16 protein-coding genes are annotated in these 15,897 nt (G+C 53.7%); 9 read left to right on the top strand and 7 right to left on the bottom strand.

Features of this window, described 5'->3' with window-relative positions; translation table 11 throughout:
• Positions 1-126: 126 nt before the first annotated feature.
• From ACR0L1_RS20105 to ACR0L1_RS20070, 8 genes are all read left to right on the top strand, one after another.
• A complete protein-coding gene (locus ACR0L1_RS20105; RefSeq protein ID WP_237216008.1) occupies positions 127-1,227 on the top strand; it encodes an ABC transporter ATP-binding protein in 1,101 nt (366 codons plus the stop codon).
• A 34-nt stretch (positions 1,228-1,261) separates the two neighbouring features.
• Positions 1,262-2,425, top strand: coding sequence for an ABC transporter substrate-binding protein (locus ACR0L1_RS20100; RefSeq protein ID WP_093962198.1), 1,164 nt, complete (start codon positions 1,262-1,264; stop codon positions 2,423-2,425).
• Positions 2,426-2,463: 38 nt separating this feature from the next.
• Entirely contained in the window at positions 2,464-3,315 is an 852-nt protein-coding gene (locus ACR0L1_RS20095; protein ID WP_093962199.1) for an ABC transporter permease, read from the top strand.
• Positions 3,316-3,322: 7 nt separating this feature from the next.
• Complete coding sequence (locus tag ACR0L1_RS20090; RefSeq protein ID WP_480860537.1) at positions 3,323-4,144, top strand: ABC transporter permease; 822 nt, start codon at positions 3,323-3,325, stop codon at positions 4,142-4,144.
• Positions 4,145-4,162: 18 nt separating this feature from the next.
• Complete coding sequence (locus ACR0L1_RS20085; protein ID WP_170774021.1) at positions 4,163-4,921, top strand: SDR family NAD(P)-dependent oxidoreductase; 759 nt, start codon at positions 4,163-4,165, stop codon at positions 4,919-4,921.
• A gap of 345 nt (positions 4,922-5,266) precedes the next feature.
• Complete coding sequence (locus ACR0L1_RS20080) at positions 5,267-5,812, top strand: hypothetical protein (RefSeq protein ID WP_480860534.1); 546 nt, start codon at positions 5,267-5,269, stop codon at positions 5,810-5,812.
• Positions 5,813-6,340: 528 nt separating this feature from the next.
• Positions 6,341-7,930, top strand: coding sequence for an arylsulfatase (locus ACR0L1_RS20075; protein WP_170787790.1), 1,590 nt, complete (start codon positions 6,341-6,343; stop codon positions 7,928-7,930).
• Between the two features lie 134 nt (positions 7,931-8,064).
• Positions 8,065-8,256, top strand: coding sequence for a hypothetical protein (locus ACR0L1_RS20070; RefSeq protein ID WP_480552435.1), 192 nt, complete (start codon positions 8,065-8,067; stop codon positions 8,254-8,256).
• A gap of 222 nt (positions 8,257-8,478) precedes the next feature.
• Here ACR0L1_RS20070 and ACR0L1_RS20065 read toward each other — a convergent pair whose 3' ends face one another.
• From ACR0L1_RS20065 to ACR0L1_RS20055, 3 genes are all read right to left on the bottom strand, one after another.
• Positions 8,479-9,843: an alpha/beta fold hydrolase gene (locus tag ACR0L1_RS20065; RefSeq protein ID WP_480860532.1), complete on the bottom strand. Its 1,365-nt coding sequence runs from the start codon at positions 9,841-9,843 to the stop codon at positions 8,479-8,481.
• Between the two features lie 480 nt (positions 9,844-10,323).
• Positions 10,324-10,866, bottom strand: coding sequence for a luciferase domain-containing protein (locus ACR0L1_RS20060; protein ID WP_237216004.1), 543 nt, complete (start codon positions 10,864-10,866; stop codon positions 10,324-10,326).
• Positions 10,867-10,928: 62 nt separating this feature from the next.
• On the bottom strand, positions 10,929-11,519 hold the full coding sequence (locus ACR0L1_RS20055; RefSeq protein ID WP_480860531.1) for a YceI family protein: 591 nt from the start codon (positions 11,517-11,519) through the stop codon (positions 10,929-10,931).
• Positions 11,520-11,630: 111 nt separating this feature from the next.
• Between ACR0L1_RS20055 and ACR0L1_RS20050 the strand changes: the two genes are divergently transcribed.
• Complete coding sequence (locus tag ACR0L1_RS20050) at positions 11,631-12,212, top strand: TetR/AcrR family transcriptional regulator (RefSeq protein WP_170774072.1); 582 nt, start codon at positions 11,631-11,633, stop codon at positions 12,210-12,212.
• Between the two features lie 349 nt (positions 12,213-12,561).
• On the opposite strand, the gene ACR0L1_RS20045 is transcribed toward ACR0L1_RS20050, so the two are convergent.
• From ACR0L1_RS20045 to ACR0L1_RS20030, 4 genes are read right to left on the bottom strand one after another with little or no spacing between them, the layout of a single operon-like run.
• The gene (locus ACR0L1_RS20045) at positions 12,562-13,248 is read right to left on the bottom strand and encodes an ABC transporter ATP-binding protein (RefSeq protein WP_170774073.1); all 687 of its coding nucleotides are present in this window, start codon (positions 13,246-13,248) and stop codon (positions 12,562-12,564) included.
• On the bottom strand, positions 13,245-13,994 hold the full coding sequence (locus tag ACR0L1_RS20040) for an ABC transporter ATP-binding protein (protein ID WP_170787782.1): 750 nt from the start codon (positions 13,992-13,994) through the stop codon (positions 13,245-13,247). The genes ACR0L1_RS20045 and ACR0L1_RS20040 overlap by 4 nt, the downstream gene beginning before the upstream one ends.
• Positions 13,991-14,968: a branched-chain amino acid ABC transporter permease gene (locus ACR0L1_RS20035; RefSeq protein WP_480552439.1), complete on the bottom strand. Its 978-nt coding sequence runs from the start codon at positions 14,966-14,968 to the stop codon at positions 13,991-13,993. The genes ACR0L1_RS20040 and ACR0L1_RS20035 overlap by 4 nt, the downstream gene beginning before the upstream one ends.
• The gene (locus ACR0L1_RS20030) at positions 14,965-15,885 is read right to left on the bottom strand and encodes a branched-chain amino acid ABC transporter permease (protein ID WP_170774079.1); all 921 of its coding nucleotides are present in this window, start codon (positions 15,883-15,885) and stop codon (positions 14,965-14,967) included. The genes ACR0L1_RS20035 and ACR0L1_RS20030 overlap by 4 nt, the downstream gene beginning before the upstream one ends.
• Between the last annotated feature and the right edge of the window lie 12 nt (positions 15,886-15,897).

Raw genomic sequence — 15,897 nt, 5'->3', positions numbered from 1 at the left:
CTCTATACCCCAATTGTGGTATATACAGTTATTACGAGTTATTGTTACTTTTTCCTTGTTTGAGTGGTATGCCAACAAATGCCAAAAAATCAAGCAAAAGGAAAACGGCAGTATATGAGCTTTGACATGAGCGTCACCATGCAGACGATTGCGGAACTCCGAGGAGTGACCAAGACCTTCGGGAATGTGGTCGCCGCCAAAGACCTGAATCTTTCCATTGGGAAAGGAGAGTTCCTGTCGTTCTTAGGCCCATCTGGTTGCGGCAAAACCACTGCGCTTAGAATGTTGGCAGGTTTCGAGAAGCCAACCGAAGGTCAGGTGTTGCTCGATGGAGAAGTCGTCAACGACTTAGATGCGCACCATCGCCCGGTCAACATGGTGTTTCAGCACTATGCTCTTTTCCCTCACCTAAGCGTGTTCGACAACATCGCGTACGGCCTGCGCCAACAACGACCACGCGTAGACAAACAAACAATCGCGACAAAGGTTGAGCAAGCGCTGGAAACTGTCCGTCTTGGTGGGTTTGGCCCACGTCGCATCTGGGAGATGTCTGGTGGTCAGCAGCAACGCGTCGCTTTGGCGCGTGCGATCGTAAACGAGCCCAAGCTTTTGCTGCTTGATGAACCAATGGCTGCTCTGGATCGAAAGCTTCGAAAAGAAATGCAGTTTGAACTGCAGAACCTGCAACGACAACTGGGAATAACTTTTGTCCTCGTCACGCACGACCAAGAAGAAGCGCTTTCAATGTCTGACCGAATTTGTGTGATGGAAGGCGGCAGTATTGTGCAGGTTGGCAGCCCACGCGAACTCTACGACATGCCCCGCAGCCGATACGTGGCTGGATTTGTAGGTACCTCAAATTTCTTCGATGCAACTGTGACTGACTCAGCAGCCGACCAAATCACTGTGCGTTTAGCGAGTGGCCAAAAGGTGCACGGAACTCCGGAAATTCCAATAGATGCAGGGCAGGAAGTGTGCGTTAGTATCCGTCCTGAACAGATCACGCTGACCCGCGCGCTACCCACAGCTGAAATCGCTCTGCCAGTTACCATTCAAAATCGGATCTTCCTTGGGGAGCACACAGAATACCTTGCGCGCAACGAAGCACTGGGTGACTTCCACGTACTTGTGCCAAGGCAAGCGGAATTGAACGAGGGGACGTTCAATGCAGGAGAGCAGGCCTTTGTTTCATGGGGCGAAGGCGCACTGCTGATCCTGGAAAAATAACAAATCCCGCAATCCAACAACAGAGAGGTTCACAATGACCAAGGATAATGGGACTATTTCCAAGCAAAAGTTCATGGAAGAGCTTCGCCGGTACCAAAAGGGTTCGGTTACACGGCGACATTTCTTAGGCGTGACAGGTCTTGGGATGGCAACGGCCGTTCTGGGCACGGCCATTCCTGGGTTGCGTCCACGCCCGGCATTTGCTGCCGGGGACATTGGCGACCGAGTGATCCTCGCCACATGGCCGAACTACCATGACGAGATGAACTTCGAAGCCTTCACGGAAGCTACTGGCGCCCATGTTCAGGTCAATGTTTTTGGCTCGAACGAAGAGATGTTGGCAAAACTACAGGCTGGAGGGTCTGGCTGGGACGTTTTCGTTCCAACCAACTACACGATCACTACGTATGTGGGTGAAGATCTGATCATCCCGCTCGATACGTCCAAACTGCCAAACTACGACGCAGGTTCATTCGAACAGCGCTTTTCCGATGCCGGTTCTGTCGATGGCCAGCTTTACGCGGTGCCAAAAAACTGGGGCACGACTGGCTTTGCAGTGAACACCAGCAAGCTTGACGGCGCTCCGACTCCAACCACATGGAAAGAGTTCTGGGACCTTACTATGGAAGGTTACTCAGGCCGGACAATGGTGCATGATTACCAACTCACCACCATCGGTAATGCCCTGAAATACTTCGGCTACTCCTTTAACTCGGTCGATGAGAAGGAACTGGCGGATGCCGAGAAATTGTTGCTGGATGCCAAACCGCATCTGTTTGCAATCTCGTCGGATTATCAGCCACCGATGCGTAACGGTGACGCCTGGATGACGATGTGCTGGACAGGTGACGGCAAGCAGATGAATGTCGACATGCCTGAAATCGCCTACGTTCTGGGAACTGAGGGCGGTGAACTCTGGTCCGACTACTACGCTATTCCTAAGGGCGCACCCCATATGGATGCCGCTTATGCCTTGATCGACTTCCTGCTGAACCCGGAAGTTAATGCGAAAGAAGTCCTCGCCCACGGCTATCCATCGGCTGATGCTCGCACCAATGCGTTGCTGCCGAAGGAACTACTGGAAGATCCGATCCTTTACCCGGCAGCTGACCTTCTGAATGCACTCGAGTTCGGCGCGGCGGCTACACTAACCGATCCAAACCGTGCCGAGTTGCTCGCCCGCTTCAAGTCGGCCTAAGCGGCAAGGCCGCCAATATCGGAAAAGACGAGGACAAAATGACCGAACGAGGCAGAAAAGCACTGTTGCTGGCTCCAGCAGGAATATGGCTTTTGGTAATGCTAGCCCTTCCTCTGCTGGTCGTCTTCGTCTTTTCCTTTGGCGAACGGGGTGCCGCCGGAGGCTACGTTCCAGCGTTCACGTTGGAACAATATGCCAACCTTCCTGCGCGATGGACGGCGTTTAAGAACACTTTGATCCTTGCACCTCTGGGGACTATCGCTGCGTTGGTAATTGCCTACCCGCTCGCCTACTTTCTTGCAGTGCGTTGTTCACCAAAGTGGAGAACTTCGCTGTTGATCCTAGTGATCGTGCCGTTCTGGACATCGATCCTGATCCGGTCATACGCTTGGATTTTCATCCTTGGGGGGCGTGGCTTGCCCGCTTTACTGGAGTCGATCGGCATCGATGATATCCGCCTGATAAATACGCCGTTCGCTGTGCTTGTCGGGATTGTCTATGGGTATCTACCTCTGATGGTTTTCCCGATTTTTGTAAGCTTAGACAAACTGGATAAACGCCTTCTGGAAGCATCGGCTGATCTCGGCTCTACCCCATGGCGTACGTTCCGTCAGGTGACACTTCCTTTGTCGGTACCTGGTATCGCAACTGGCTGCATGCTGGTCTTCATCTTGCTGATGGGCGAGTTTCTGATCCCAGCGATCTTGGGCGGCGGAAAGGTCTTTTTCGTCGGAAATGCGCTGGTGGACCTGTTCCTGCAGTCTCGGAACTGGGCGTACGGATCGGCGGTCGCAATGACTCTGGTTGTCGTAATGCTTGTCACTGTCTCAATTTACATGAAATTCATCTCGCGCCTGGGTGGCCAGCGCGAAGATGTCTCGCTGATGTGAGGGTCCGATGCGCTTATACGCGATTTGCGTCTACCTTTTTCTCTATATTCCAATCGGCATCATCGCACTTTTCAGCTTTAATGCCGGACGACACGCAAGCCAGTTCATGGGGTTCTCGACCCAATGGTATGGTATAGCGCTGAACAACCCATTTGTAATGGACGCGCTCGAGACCAGTCTGCTTGCGGCATTAATAACTGCTTGCCTCGCATCCACTCTCGGAACCATGGCGGCCATCGCTTTACAAGGGGTTAAGGGATGGCTCCGAACTTTGTTTGATGCGATGATTTATATTGCGATAATGATACCCGGTATCGTCATCGGCATCGCGACACTCATTGCCCTGGTCACCGTATTCGGCTGGCTAAACCCGCTTCTTGCAAGCCTATGGCCCGATGGAGCAAATCCCCCGCAACTTTCCATGGGGATGCCCACGCTTGTCGCCGCCCACACCATGTTCACAATGGCGCTGGTCATAATCATCGTACGTGCAAGGCTATCGGGTATGGACCGCGCGCTCATGGAAGCTTCGGCTGACCTCTTTGCGACGCCCTGGGGCACCTTTCGACAGGTGACCCTGCCGTTGATAGCACCGGCAATTTTGGCAGGCTTCCTGCTCAGCTTCACTTTCTCATTTGATGATTTCATCATCGCGTTCTTCGTAGCTGGCTCAGAAACAACCCTGCCAATCTACATATTCTCATCCATCCGGCGCGGCGTAACACCCGAGATCAATGCCATCGGCACTATGGTTATGGGCGCGTCGCTCTTGTTGCTCGTAGCAGCGCAGCTGCTTTTGCGCCGAGGCGCCTCAAAATCGAATAATTAAATAAAGGAGCCAAGTGACATGCGGCTTGCAGGTAAGGTCGCGCTCGTGACGGGCGCGGGATCAGGAATTGGTCGGGCGGGTTCAATGGCAATGGCACAAGAGGGTGCGCATGTAATGGTAACGGATCGCGATGCAACACTTGCTGAAGCCACAGTGGCCGCGATCGTTGCGCAGGGAAATCAAGCATCTGCCATACAGCTTGATGTAACCGATGACGATGCCCTTACCAAAACCATAGACGAAGCAGTAAAAAACTTCGGTCGGCTCGACGTGTTGCACTCTCATGCTGGGTTGCAGATCGAAGGAACGCTGGAAGAAGTAGAACCAGATGGAATGGATGCTTCTTGGGCATTGAATGTCCGCGCTCACTTCATTGCCGCGCGTGCGGCCGTCCCCCATATGAAATCACAAGGTGGAGGCAGCGTGATCGTCACGGCCTCCAATTCTGGGGTTCAATACGACCGGGGTATGATTGCATATGCGACTACAAAGCACGCAGCTGTTGCGATGGTCCGGCAGATGGCAGCCGACTACGCTGTCCACGCAATCCGTTTTAATGCCCTTTGTCCAGGATTTGTAGACACCCCTTTCAATGCAGGCTTCGAAAAGCAGATGGGTGGCCGTGCCAAACTGGAAAGCTACATCGAGCAGGCGATCCCTATGAGTCGGTGGGCGACAGTTGAAGAGATTGGCCACGGGATCGTCTATTTAGCTTCAGATGAATCCGCTTTTATGACGGGGCAGGCCTTGGTTATCGATGGCGGTGAATGCATTTAGTGATGGGTTAGACCGCTGAAGAGAATGTCTATCGCCGCACTTCATTTTTTGCGAGCGCGTTTAAGTTCGCTTTGGGCTCGAAGCGGTCGCTCTTAGAGTTTGGGCGAATTTCTGCTCTGCGGACCAAACAGACGTCGCCACCGTCGAATAAGCGTTCTCCGCTCAATCACTCTAAAATGCGCGTGTGCTATCCGGCGGAAATCTGATGCTCGAGCACTTCAGTCTTCGGTGACACTGACCGACAAACATCATTGAAACTGCGTAGCGGTGTGGCAACGTTTGGCAATCCTGCAAAACTGTGTGCTGAATTGCAGACTTCCACCATGAATCCCGTTAGGAGAAGACATGCTAACTAAACTTCTTGTTTCTGCATTTTTCTTGATTATGCCTGCGTTCAGTTTTGCTCAAACAGCTGAGCGCAGCGTGACCATCGAAGCCGATGCGGCAGTTAAGTCGGTTGACCCGGACACTCGGCTTATAGTGCTGCAAAACTCAGAGACAGGCGAAGAAGAGACCATTGTTGCAGGAGCGGAAGTCGTAAACTTCGACCAAATTGAAGAAGGCGACAAGGTCAAAGCGGTTTACACACTGGGGGTAGCTGCAAATATGGCATTCCCTGGCGAGGTCGACAGTATGGTTGAATTGGAAGGCCGGGCGGCAGAGGGATCAACACCGGGCGTAGCCGCTGGAACGATGGTCACGTTAATTCTGACTTTTGTTTCCTTCGACGCCGCGAATTCAATCGCTACTGTGACGGACAGCAGCGGCACAGAACAAATGATCGAGGTTGAAACAGAAGTTGGCCGTGAGTTTGTTGAGCAACTTAGCCCGGGAGACAGAGTAGCTCTAAGATTCACGGAAGGTCTTACTGTGGGAATTGTCGAAGAATAGGTGTCCACAGCGCGGCTTCATCAGGCGTATCTTGTGATTGTTATATCGCCACCCATGAAACAACTCGTCCCACCGCTTCCGGCGCCCCAAAGCTCTTAGCATTATTGGTTCAATCTGGGCGTCGAAGGGCGGCGAAAATCAGCCTTCCCAAAAGGGGATGAGGCATAGGTCATACATTGGTCTCTGCCTACTTACCGACAAGCCGACCTTGGCTCGTGGTTCAGCAATGGTCGCTTTGGGCTTGACGTGGATATTCATAGGATTCCGTTCAATGTCTGCTAAGCGGACACACTTGCCCAAAGCGCAAGTAATAGATCCGATTATTCTTTTGCGCAGCCTCAGGACCGGGCGCCGCGCGCTCTGGCGCGCGCCGGAGCTGCGCTTCCTCCGCTGAACCCGTTCTGAGGTCACGCACCGGAATCTGCTCTTGCGGCAAATTGCGAGTTACGTATTTGCGGGCGGCTGGTAGTGTTTATCGTGCGCGTTTTCCATTTAAGGGTAAACCAATCGATAACGGAGGTAACAATTATGAAGCCACGCAAGCTACTGGCCCTTCTTGTCGCAGTGACAGCTGCACTTGGCCTGTCTTCCGTCGCGGCTATCGCGCAGTCGGCGGACAAACCGAACATCCTCGTCATATGGGGCGACGATGTCGGTGTCGCGAACATCTCGGCCTATACACGCGGCCTGATGGGCTACCAGACCCCAAACATCGACCGTGTCGCGAATGAGGGCATGATGTTCACCGACTATTACGGGGAGCAGTCCTGCACCGCCGGCCGGTCGTCCTACATCATGGGGCAGTCTGTATTCCGCACCGGACTTTCCAAGGTCGGCTTGCCAGGCGCCGAGCTTGGCATGCGCGAGGAAGACCCGACCATCGCCGGCCTCCTCAAGGCAGAGGGGTACGTGACGGGCCAGTTCGGCAAGAACCACCTTGGCGACCGGGACGAGCATCTGCCGACAAACCATGGCTTTGACGAGTTTTTTGGCAATCTCTACCATCTGAACGCTGAGGAAGAGCCTGAGAACTCGGATTATCCGGGCGACGCGGTTCTTGAGAACGGCCAGACGTTCCGCGAAGCTTTTGGCCCGCGCGGTGTGATCAAGTCGACGGCAGACGGCGAAATCGGAGATACTGGGCCGCTCACCAAGAAGCGGATGGAAACTGTTGACGAGGAGACCATTGCAGCGGCCATTGACTTCATCAAGCGCGCGCATGATCAGGGCCAGCCCTTCTACGTCTGGTGGAGCGGCACGCGAATGCACTTCCGCACGCATCTCAAGGACGGGATGCTGGAGCAAGCCAGCGAAATCGCCGGCCGCCGCCTCGACGAATACAGCGCAGCCATGATCGAGCATGACATGCATGTCGGAAAACTATTGGACTTATTGGACGAACTCGGCATCACGGACAACACGATCGTTCACTACTCGACCGATAACGGCCCGCACTACAACACGTGGCCGGATGCCGCCGCGACCCCGTTCTTCGGCGAGAAGAATACCAACTGGGAAGGCGGCTGGCGGGTGCCCTCGATGGTGCGCTGGCCCGGCAAGATTGCAGCAGGCTCGATCACCAACGAGATCGTGCACCACATGGACTGGCTGCCCACCTTCCTGGCCGCCGCGGGACGCCCCAACATCAAGGAAGAGTTGAAAGAAGGCGGTGTGCAGGCAATAGGTCGCGAATATAAGGTGCATCTTGATGGCTACGACATCTTGCCGCTTCTGACAGGGCAGACCGACAAAAGCGATCGTCGGGAGATCTTCTACTTCTCGGACGACGGCGACCTGACGGCGCTGCGTTACGGCGACTGGAAGTTCATCTTCATGGAACAGGAACGCTACACCACGCTTCGCGCTTGGCAGGAGCCCTTCACCCCCCTGCGTGTGCCGCTGATCTTCAACCTGCGGCGCGATCCGTTCGAGCGGTCCTACCGGACGTCGAACAGCTACTATGACTGGATGATTGACCGCGTGTTCTTCTTGGTGCCTGCGCAGCAATACGTGGCAAACTTCCTGGCCACCTTCCAGGAATTCCCGCCACGCCAGAAGGCGGCGAGCTTCTCGCTCGATCAGGTGATCGAACAGATGACCTCCGTAGTCGGCGACTGACCGAACCGAACCGGAACGTTTCTTGCCGGCGCCCCGCAAGGGCGCCGGTTATCAGACGGAACCGGTTGAGACTGAAGAGAGCGCAGAGGTTCATCCTGCCGAAAAAGAATACGTGAAATCATGGCAATCTCGCGATGGACACCGATATTTACTGGGCCTCGCTGACGACGTCAGCGATGTCACAGGTGCCTGAATATGCGGGTTTGGACCAATGCGTCGCCGGTCACACCGAGATCGCCGAAGCCAATCAACTGGTTGAAAAACATATTGCTCGCAGTTTCTGCTTTGGGCTCAAAGCAGCTATTCGCAACACTCGGCTTGAATGACTGCTACGCGGACTGTGCAACCATCCGCATTCTTACTCCAAAGGACCGCAGTCTGCCCAAACCGGACATTCGTAACAACACTTTGCAATTTCCGAGATCAGGACAAAGCGGTCGATGACAAGAAGCCTAGAGTTTTTAAATTCCAGTATCGAAAATCGAAGGGAGCACGGCATCCACTTACCTTCGAACAATAAAGTTTTGGCGATGAACAACGTACACTGCTCAAATTGAATTCAAAAAACGCTCTATTTCCACTAGGGCTTTAGGCCAGGCAGGATCATACTCTGGCATCGTATTGTTTGCTGTCTCAAGGCCAATAAAGCGCGCATTCTCGATGCCGGAGGCGAATATCCTACCTTGTTCAACACTATGCATCCTGTCTCGATTAGCGTGCATAACCAGAGCCGGACAGGTGATCCGCAGAAGTAGATCGGTTACGTCGACCCCTGCGACCAGTGGTCCAATCTTGAGCCAATCCTGATGGTCCATTGCCACTTTCATAAATTCTGCATAAGTGCGCTGGTCATGCGGACTTGCGGTTGGAGCAAATGATTGCGCCATCAAGTCTCTTGCAGAAGGGTATTCATCGTTCCAGCCTTCAAGACTCATATCCATCATTGCTTGCCCAAGTGCGGCAATTCCGGGCTGTGAACGCACCGCGAGTCCTTGTGCAAATCCACCGAGTAGAACCAACCCCGAAACACGGTCAGGATTATTTGCGGCAAAAGCCGCGGCAATGGTTGCCCCAAAAGAAATGCCAAACAATGGAACTTTTTCGATCCCGGCTGCGTCCAGTACGGCCTCAACATCTTCGACGATCCGATTCAAAGACACATCCTGCACGCCCCTCTGGGACAAGCCATTGTTTCTACCATCAAACCGATAAAGGCAGTGATTTTCAGAAAGCAGCGGCAACCACCCGGCTATGGTGTTCATCGTCCAATCGTATTCCAGATGCCTAAGCCAGTTTGGTGTGACCAGTAACTTTCTACCACTTCCAGTGGATGTCCAGGCAAGCGTTGTACCGTCTTTTGATTTTGCAAAGCGGACGTCTTGAGAGCTAGCCAGCAGCTTGTTCTTTGCGCGTCTTTTGTCACCATCTAAATCAATAGAGTAGGCTTCAACTGGATTTGGAATTCCCTTCAACCGTATCGAGCTTTCTGGTCGCAAAGCAACCGCCAGCGAAGTTCCCGCAACTTCAGCAGCTGTCTTGCTGACGAGACAACTTCCAATATGCGCGCTGGACTGAAGGCGCGACGCAACATTCACAGCCTCTCCGAACAAGTCTGTGCTATTTGGCATTACGTCGCCAACGTGGAGACCTCCTCGAAGTGTTACGTCTTCATCTCTCATCTGATTGAAAATCCGGCTGGCAGCATTAATTGCGTCTGTGGCTGCAACAAACTCAACCAAAGCACCATCTCCCATCAGCTTGAATATTCGTCCTTTGTTTTCATGGACCAACGGTCTGATCACATCGTCCAAAATGCGTTGTAGAGTGTTCAGCGTGGTCTCAGCATCCTCTGACATGCGCTTGGTATAATCGACGACATCGAGGCTTAGGATCGCAGCAATTTTCCGCTTCATCAGTCGATGTGATCCTTTTAGCTAAACCAATTCCTCTGAACCAAAATTAACAGACGAATAGATTTTTTGTGACCAAAACTTGTGCCTGGGCATTTTGCTAAGCCTGCAAGTTCCCAAACTTGCGCTGAAACACACAGCCGAGCAAAACGTCTTATTGGCTGGCGAAACCTAGAATTAAGGTGAATGATTAACGCATTTCGCGATGCTAACTAAGGTTCACTTCGAAATATCAATTCTAAAGGTGTCAGTCCGTAGTTCTTCTCATCTGTGACCGACGGCAGCCCGAAGCGGAACTTCGACTCTGAGCTTTGCAAAATCTAACAAGCGGACGGCAACTACCATTAGTGTGAATGGCTTGAAGGTATCGAGCGCTGCGCCACGGCGACAATTTAAGAAAAAAATGACTGCGAGAAACAAGGTGGCTGAAACTGCTCTCTGACAGGAAGCAGGCGTCCCCGCACACTTTCGCGCAATTCGAGCTTAGCCCAAGGTGTTGCCGGTGATGAAGGTGTACGAGCTTTCTACCAGATCGATGACGACATCCAACTCTTCTGGTGTGGTCGGTGTATATATCATGACAAAGCCACCCCACCCAGGACGTTGCCTGGCCCAAGGGTGAGCTACGGCCCAGCCGGCCTCAATTGCCCGTCGCGCGATTGCCGGATGCAGAGACGCGTGCAAGCTGCCATCAGGATGCATATGCGCAAACTCAAACCCACCCACGATAGAGTTCGGTTGAGACAGCAGCATGTCGGGATCAAGCTGAAAACCAATCGCGCCGGGTAGCGATATGCGTGTCGGGCCAAGTGTGACCCCTGGGAGTTGCGCAACACGCTCCAGCAATAGCTTGGCCAAGTCGGTATCAATTTCGACACCAATCTGAGTATGCGGTACGCCGCTTGTCGTTTCAGGACGGGGTGAGGTGCGCTCCGGCAAGGGGCGCTCTTGTGCGGATGCCAACGGGCACGTCAATGCCACCGCCGTTGCAGCAACCGCCAATGCTCTCAGGATTTCATTCATCATGTTGACCATCCGCCAAAATCAAGGAATGAGCGTTCAGCGCAGTATCGGTGCCCTTGCACACATCATTCAGCCTTTAACGCTTCGATATTGATCAAGAGCTCTATCTCGTCGCTCACCGCTGGCGCAAACGCCCCAAGTCCGAATTCAGACCGCACGATGGTCGCCGTGGCTGCCAGGCCTAGGGTCGGCGTGCCCTCTTTTGGGCCAAACGGGTATGGAGCTGACTTGTTAAGCGTTGTTTCCAAAACAACAGGTTTGGTGATGCCATTCATGGTCAGGTCGCCAGAAATATTCGCGGTATTGTCCCCGGTCACTTCAATGCTGGTTGAGGCGAATGTGACCACGTCACCGTCGCTCGCGCTGAAAAAGTCATCGGACATGAAGTGTTGCAAACGGGCATCCCAGCCCGTGATCATGGATTTTACAGGTATAGACACTGTGACAGACGACGCAGACGGATCATCTTCGTCAAACTCTATCTCGCCGCTAAAACCTGAGAACATTCCAAATGTTTCTGAGAACCCGATGTGGTCGTAGCTGAACAGTACCTGGCTGTGTCCAGGATCCAGCTCGTAGGTACCGCTCTCGGACAATGCGGTTGTCGCTCCCATCGATAAGAGTACCGCCAGCGGGGTTGCTGCCACTTTGAACATTGATACGCTCCCGTTTTGACAAGACGTGTTTGTGGGATTTAGGTTTTGACCGACCAAGCTTTTAGAGCAAATAGTTCTACTATGCAACAAAATGTTCTATAGGAGGGGTGATTGAAAGAAGATCCTAGGCTGATCGCCACACGACAGGCGGCGCTTGATGCGGCGCAAAAGATACTTATGGATGAAGGCGTGCTGCACGTAACTCATGGCGCAGTTTCAAAGGCAACGGGCATTTCGCGCAGTACACTTTACAGGCACTGGCCAGATGCGCGTAGTCTGCGTGATGCAGCATTCCGGCGCATCGCAACACCACCGAACATACCGCCCAAAACCGATGGCCCGCTGCGATCTGACCTGCGTTGGTTACTCAGCGTACTGATGGGAGCCTTGAATGACACACCATGGGGTCAAATTGCACCTCAGGTAGTCGCTGCTGCGTCCACCGATGCAGAAGCGCGGTTGGTGATCACTGAATTCATGAAAGACAGGTTCGCAAGTGTTGAAGCAGTATTTGCAGCCGCAATAGACCGAGGTGAGATTGCCGCAGATGTTCCGGTTGAACAGCTTTTAGAACTAGCTGTCGCAGTACCTTATTTCCGCAAGCTCATACGTCACGAGGCGCTGAACGAAGAATGGTTGGACAAACATGTCGATCTGCTTTGCAGTATCGCGAAAACCAATTCGGGACAGTGACCATCGCCTGACTTTGAAATCAAAGCGACCTGCAACTGGCGCGAGATTTCGACAGAACAGCAAGTTATGATCAATAGCCTGTCCAGCTAGTTCCTCCTAGCTGCTGCTCCAAAAGGTCTCGGCAAACGTTCGCTATGATGGTCCGCCGAAGTTTGAAAAGTCAGCATTCTGCGCACTGTCGACAGTGATGCACGGTGCAGCAATGACCGCTCTGCGGACAAAGCAGCCATCTCATCCCGACGAAAGTAATGCGGTTCGCTTTTTGACAACTGTTCTGATTTCGCGTCGAGCCATCAAAAATGATTTGGTGGCCGCGTGTTAGCCATCAAGGCTTGGGTATTTGTACCAACTAGACGCCGAGATGCCGATGGCTGACTTCACTATCCAGATCGCCCATTGCGCCTGACCAGATCGATCTGCCTCGTTCAAGGATTGTCGCTCGATCACAGACCGCTCGCAATTCGCTAAGCGATTTGTCGATTACCAGAATTGAAAGACCAGATTCACGTTTTAATTGCTCCACGGTCACCCAGATTTCACGCCTGATGTTTGGCGCAAGCCCCTCAGTTGCCTCATCCAAAATGAGCAAGCGCGGATTGGTAACTAACGCGCGCCCGATGACCAGCATTTGCTGCTCCCCGCCTGACAATGAGCCCGCAAGCTGGTCGGCGCGTTCGCTGAGACGCGGGAAAAGCGCAACGACCTTGTCTATATCCCAATGGCCAGGCCGGGACACAGCTATGAGATTCTCACGCACCGTCAGATCGCGAAATGCGCGTCGGCCTTCGGGGACAAGGCCGATGCCCAACCTTGCCACTTGGTGGCTCGCCAGTCTGCGAATGTCGGTGCCGGCAAAAACCATAGAGCCTTTGCTTCCGATCATTCTGCAAATAGCGCGTACGGTGGTTGTCTTGCCCATGCCATTACGCCCCATAAGAGCGACGACTTGGCCCGCTTCGATCGTCAGATCAACGCCAAAGAGGGCTTGGCTTTTGCCATAGCTTGCGACTAGGCCGGAGATGGAAAGAAGGCTCATAGGTTCTCTCCAAGATAAGCGCGCTGAACTATTGGATTTTTGCGAATATCTTCGACTGAACCGGTGGCAATCACACGCCCGTAATCAAGAACCGTAATTCGGTCAGCCAATTTGAAGACGACATCCATGTCATGTTCCACAAGCAGTATTGGGGCCTGATTTCGCAAGTCGCGCAGCAGGTCCGTGAGTAGCTGCGTGCCTTCCGCGCTTAAACCGGCCATTGGCTCGTCCAGTATGAACACCTTTGGTTCAAGGGTCAGCGCAACTGCGACTTCCAGTTGGCGGCGCTGACCATGGCTGAGTTCACCTGTTCGCTTGTCTGCAAAGTCGATCAGGTCCACGCGACGCAAAGCATTCTCTGCGTGATCGCGCAGGTTTTTGTCGCCAAGAACGGGTAGGAAGAATTGCCAGGGTCGGCTTTTGGCCCCAAGCGCGCCCAGCATGGCATTCTGCAAAACGGTGTCCTCTGACGCAAGAGAGGAAATCTGGAAGGTGCGTCCGAGCCCCAGCCTTGCCCGGTTTTTCGTAGTCTCGTGCGTGATATCCTGGCCCAGAAGGCGAATCGAGCCCGCGTCAGACTTCAGGCCGCCGCAGATCTGAGCAATGAGTGTTGATTTACCAGCCCCGTTCGGGCCGATCACGGCGTGAACTTCTCGGGGCCTCAGGTCCAACGTCACGTCGTCGTTTGCAATCAGGGCGCCAAAGCGTCGAGTGAGACCTTCAACTTGCAACACGGGCCGCATCATCGGTCGGCCCTTCCCGTTATGACGCCGTAAAGGCCGCCGCGGGCGAAAAGGACGACCACCAACAAAAGCAAACCAAGAAAGAATAGGAAGTATTCGCCAATGCCTCCAAGCGCATGCTCGAGTACGACGAACAGAGTCGCGCCCGCGACCGGCCCAAACGTCCGGCCCAGCCCTCCGAGGACTATGAAAACGATCAGTTCACCCGACATCTGCCAGCTGAACATCGTCGGACTGACGAAGCGATTAAGATCGGCAAAAAGCGCCCCCGCCAGCCCACAGATCATGCCAGAAATCACCAATGCGATGAGTCTCAGCCGAAACGGATCAAGCCCGACGGCCTCCACCCGCTCGGAACTTTGCCGCGCAGCGTTTAACGCAAGCCCAAAGGGCGATTTTACGAGCCGAACGTTTAGCCAAAGGACTAGGCTCAGAATTGCAAAACAGATTCCGAAGAACTGAATGGGATCAAGCGTGTTCATCCCCGGGAACGAATTTCGAATGTAGATAGAAAGGCCGTCTTCTCCGCCATAGGCGGGCCAGCTGATTGCGAAGAAAAAAAACATCTGCCCGAAGGCCAGAGTGATCATGATGAAATAAACGCCGGTAGTTCGAAGCGACAGAAGCCCGATAATAAAGGCGGCAGCACCTGAAAACAGTATTGCCATCAACCAGATCACAGGCATGAGCTTGGTTCCAGAAATCGTGAACGGCCATTCCATCAATGGCGAATACGTCTGCGCGTGAAACGCCAGAATACCCATCGCATAGCCGCCAATCCCAAAGAAGACCGCGTGTCCGAGGCTCACGAGTCCTCCTAGCCCAAGCGCGACATTGAGACCAACCGCAGCCAGAGCGAAGATGACCGCGCGGGTCGCCAATGTAATTGTGAAGGGTTCGTCCGAGACCCAAGCCCAAAGCGGCACGCAAAAAAGCAGGCTCATGAGAATGGCGTTTAGTGCTTTTTCCGAGATCATGCGCGCGCCCCGAACAACCCGGTGGGTCTCCAGATCAGCACGCCAGCCATAAGAACGTAAATTGACATCGAAGCCAATGCCGACCCAGTCGACGTCGCAACATCCGGCGCCACGAGCAGTTTGAACAGTTCTGGCAGGAAGATGCCGCCCAGGGTATCGGTCAGTCCAACCAGCAAACTGCCGATAAGCGCCCCCCGAATGGACCCGATGCCCCCGATCACTATGACGACGAAAGCAAGGATCAGGATCGGCTCTCCCATTCCGATCTGGACCGATTGGATGGCACCTACAAGTGCGCCCGCTAATCCGGCGAGCGCCGCTCCGAGCGCGAAGACAAACGTGTACAAGCTGCCAATATCAACGCCGAGTGCTGCAATCATTTCGCGGTCATTTTCTCCGGCACGAATCTGAATGCCAATGCGGGTCCGTGAGATGAAAAGCCACAGTCCAACCGCCACCAAAAGCCCTACAAGGATGAGTACGAGGCGATATAGCGGATACTGAATGCCGCCTGGCAATGAAACGGGACCGGACAGATAGCTCGGAATATCGAGAAACAGCGGGAATGAACCGAAGATCCATCGCGTACCCTCGGAGAAAATCAGTATCAGCGCAAAAGTCGCAAGCACTTGCTCGAGATGATCGCGGACATAGAGCCGACGAATGACTGCCAATTCGACGATGACCCCGGCCATAGCCGCCGCAGCAATGGCGGCTGCAACAGCCACTAGGAAAGACCCCGTCGCCGCAGCGGCCGCCGCAGCCGCAAAAGCACCGACCATGTAGAGCGATCCGTGCGCAAGATTAATCAGGCCCATCACGCCGAAGATCAGCGTCAAGCCGGCTGCCATGAGAAAGAGCATGAAACCGAACTGTATTCCATTCAGAATCTGCTCGGCAATAAGGATTAAAGTCACGGTTCGAGCAAA

It is taken from the genome of Ruegeria sp. J8 (genome assembly GCF_056531925.1).
Note: the sequence above shows the minus strand (reverse complement) of the source record. Positions and strands in the feature narration are given on the sequence as shown.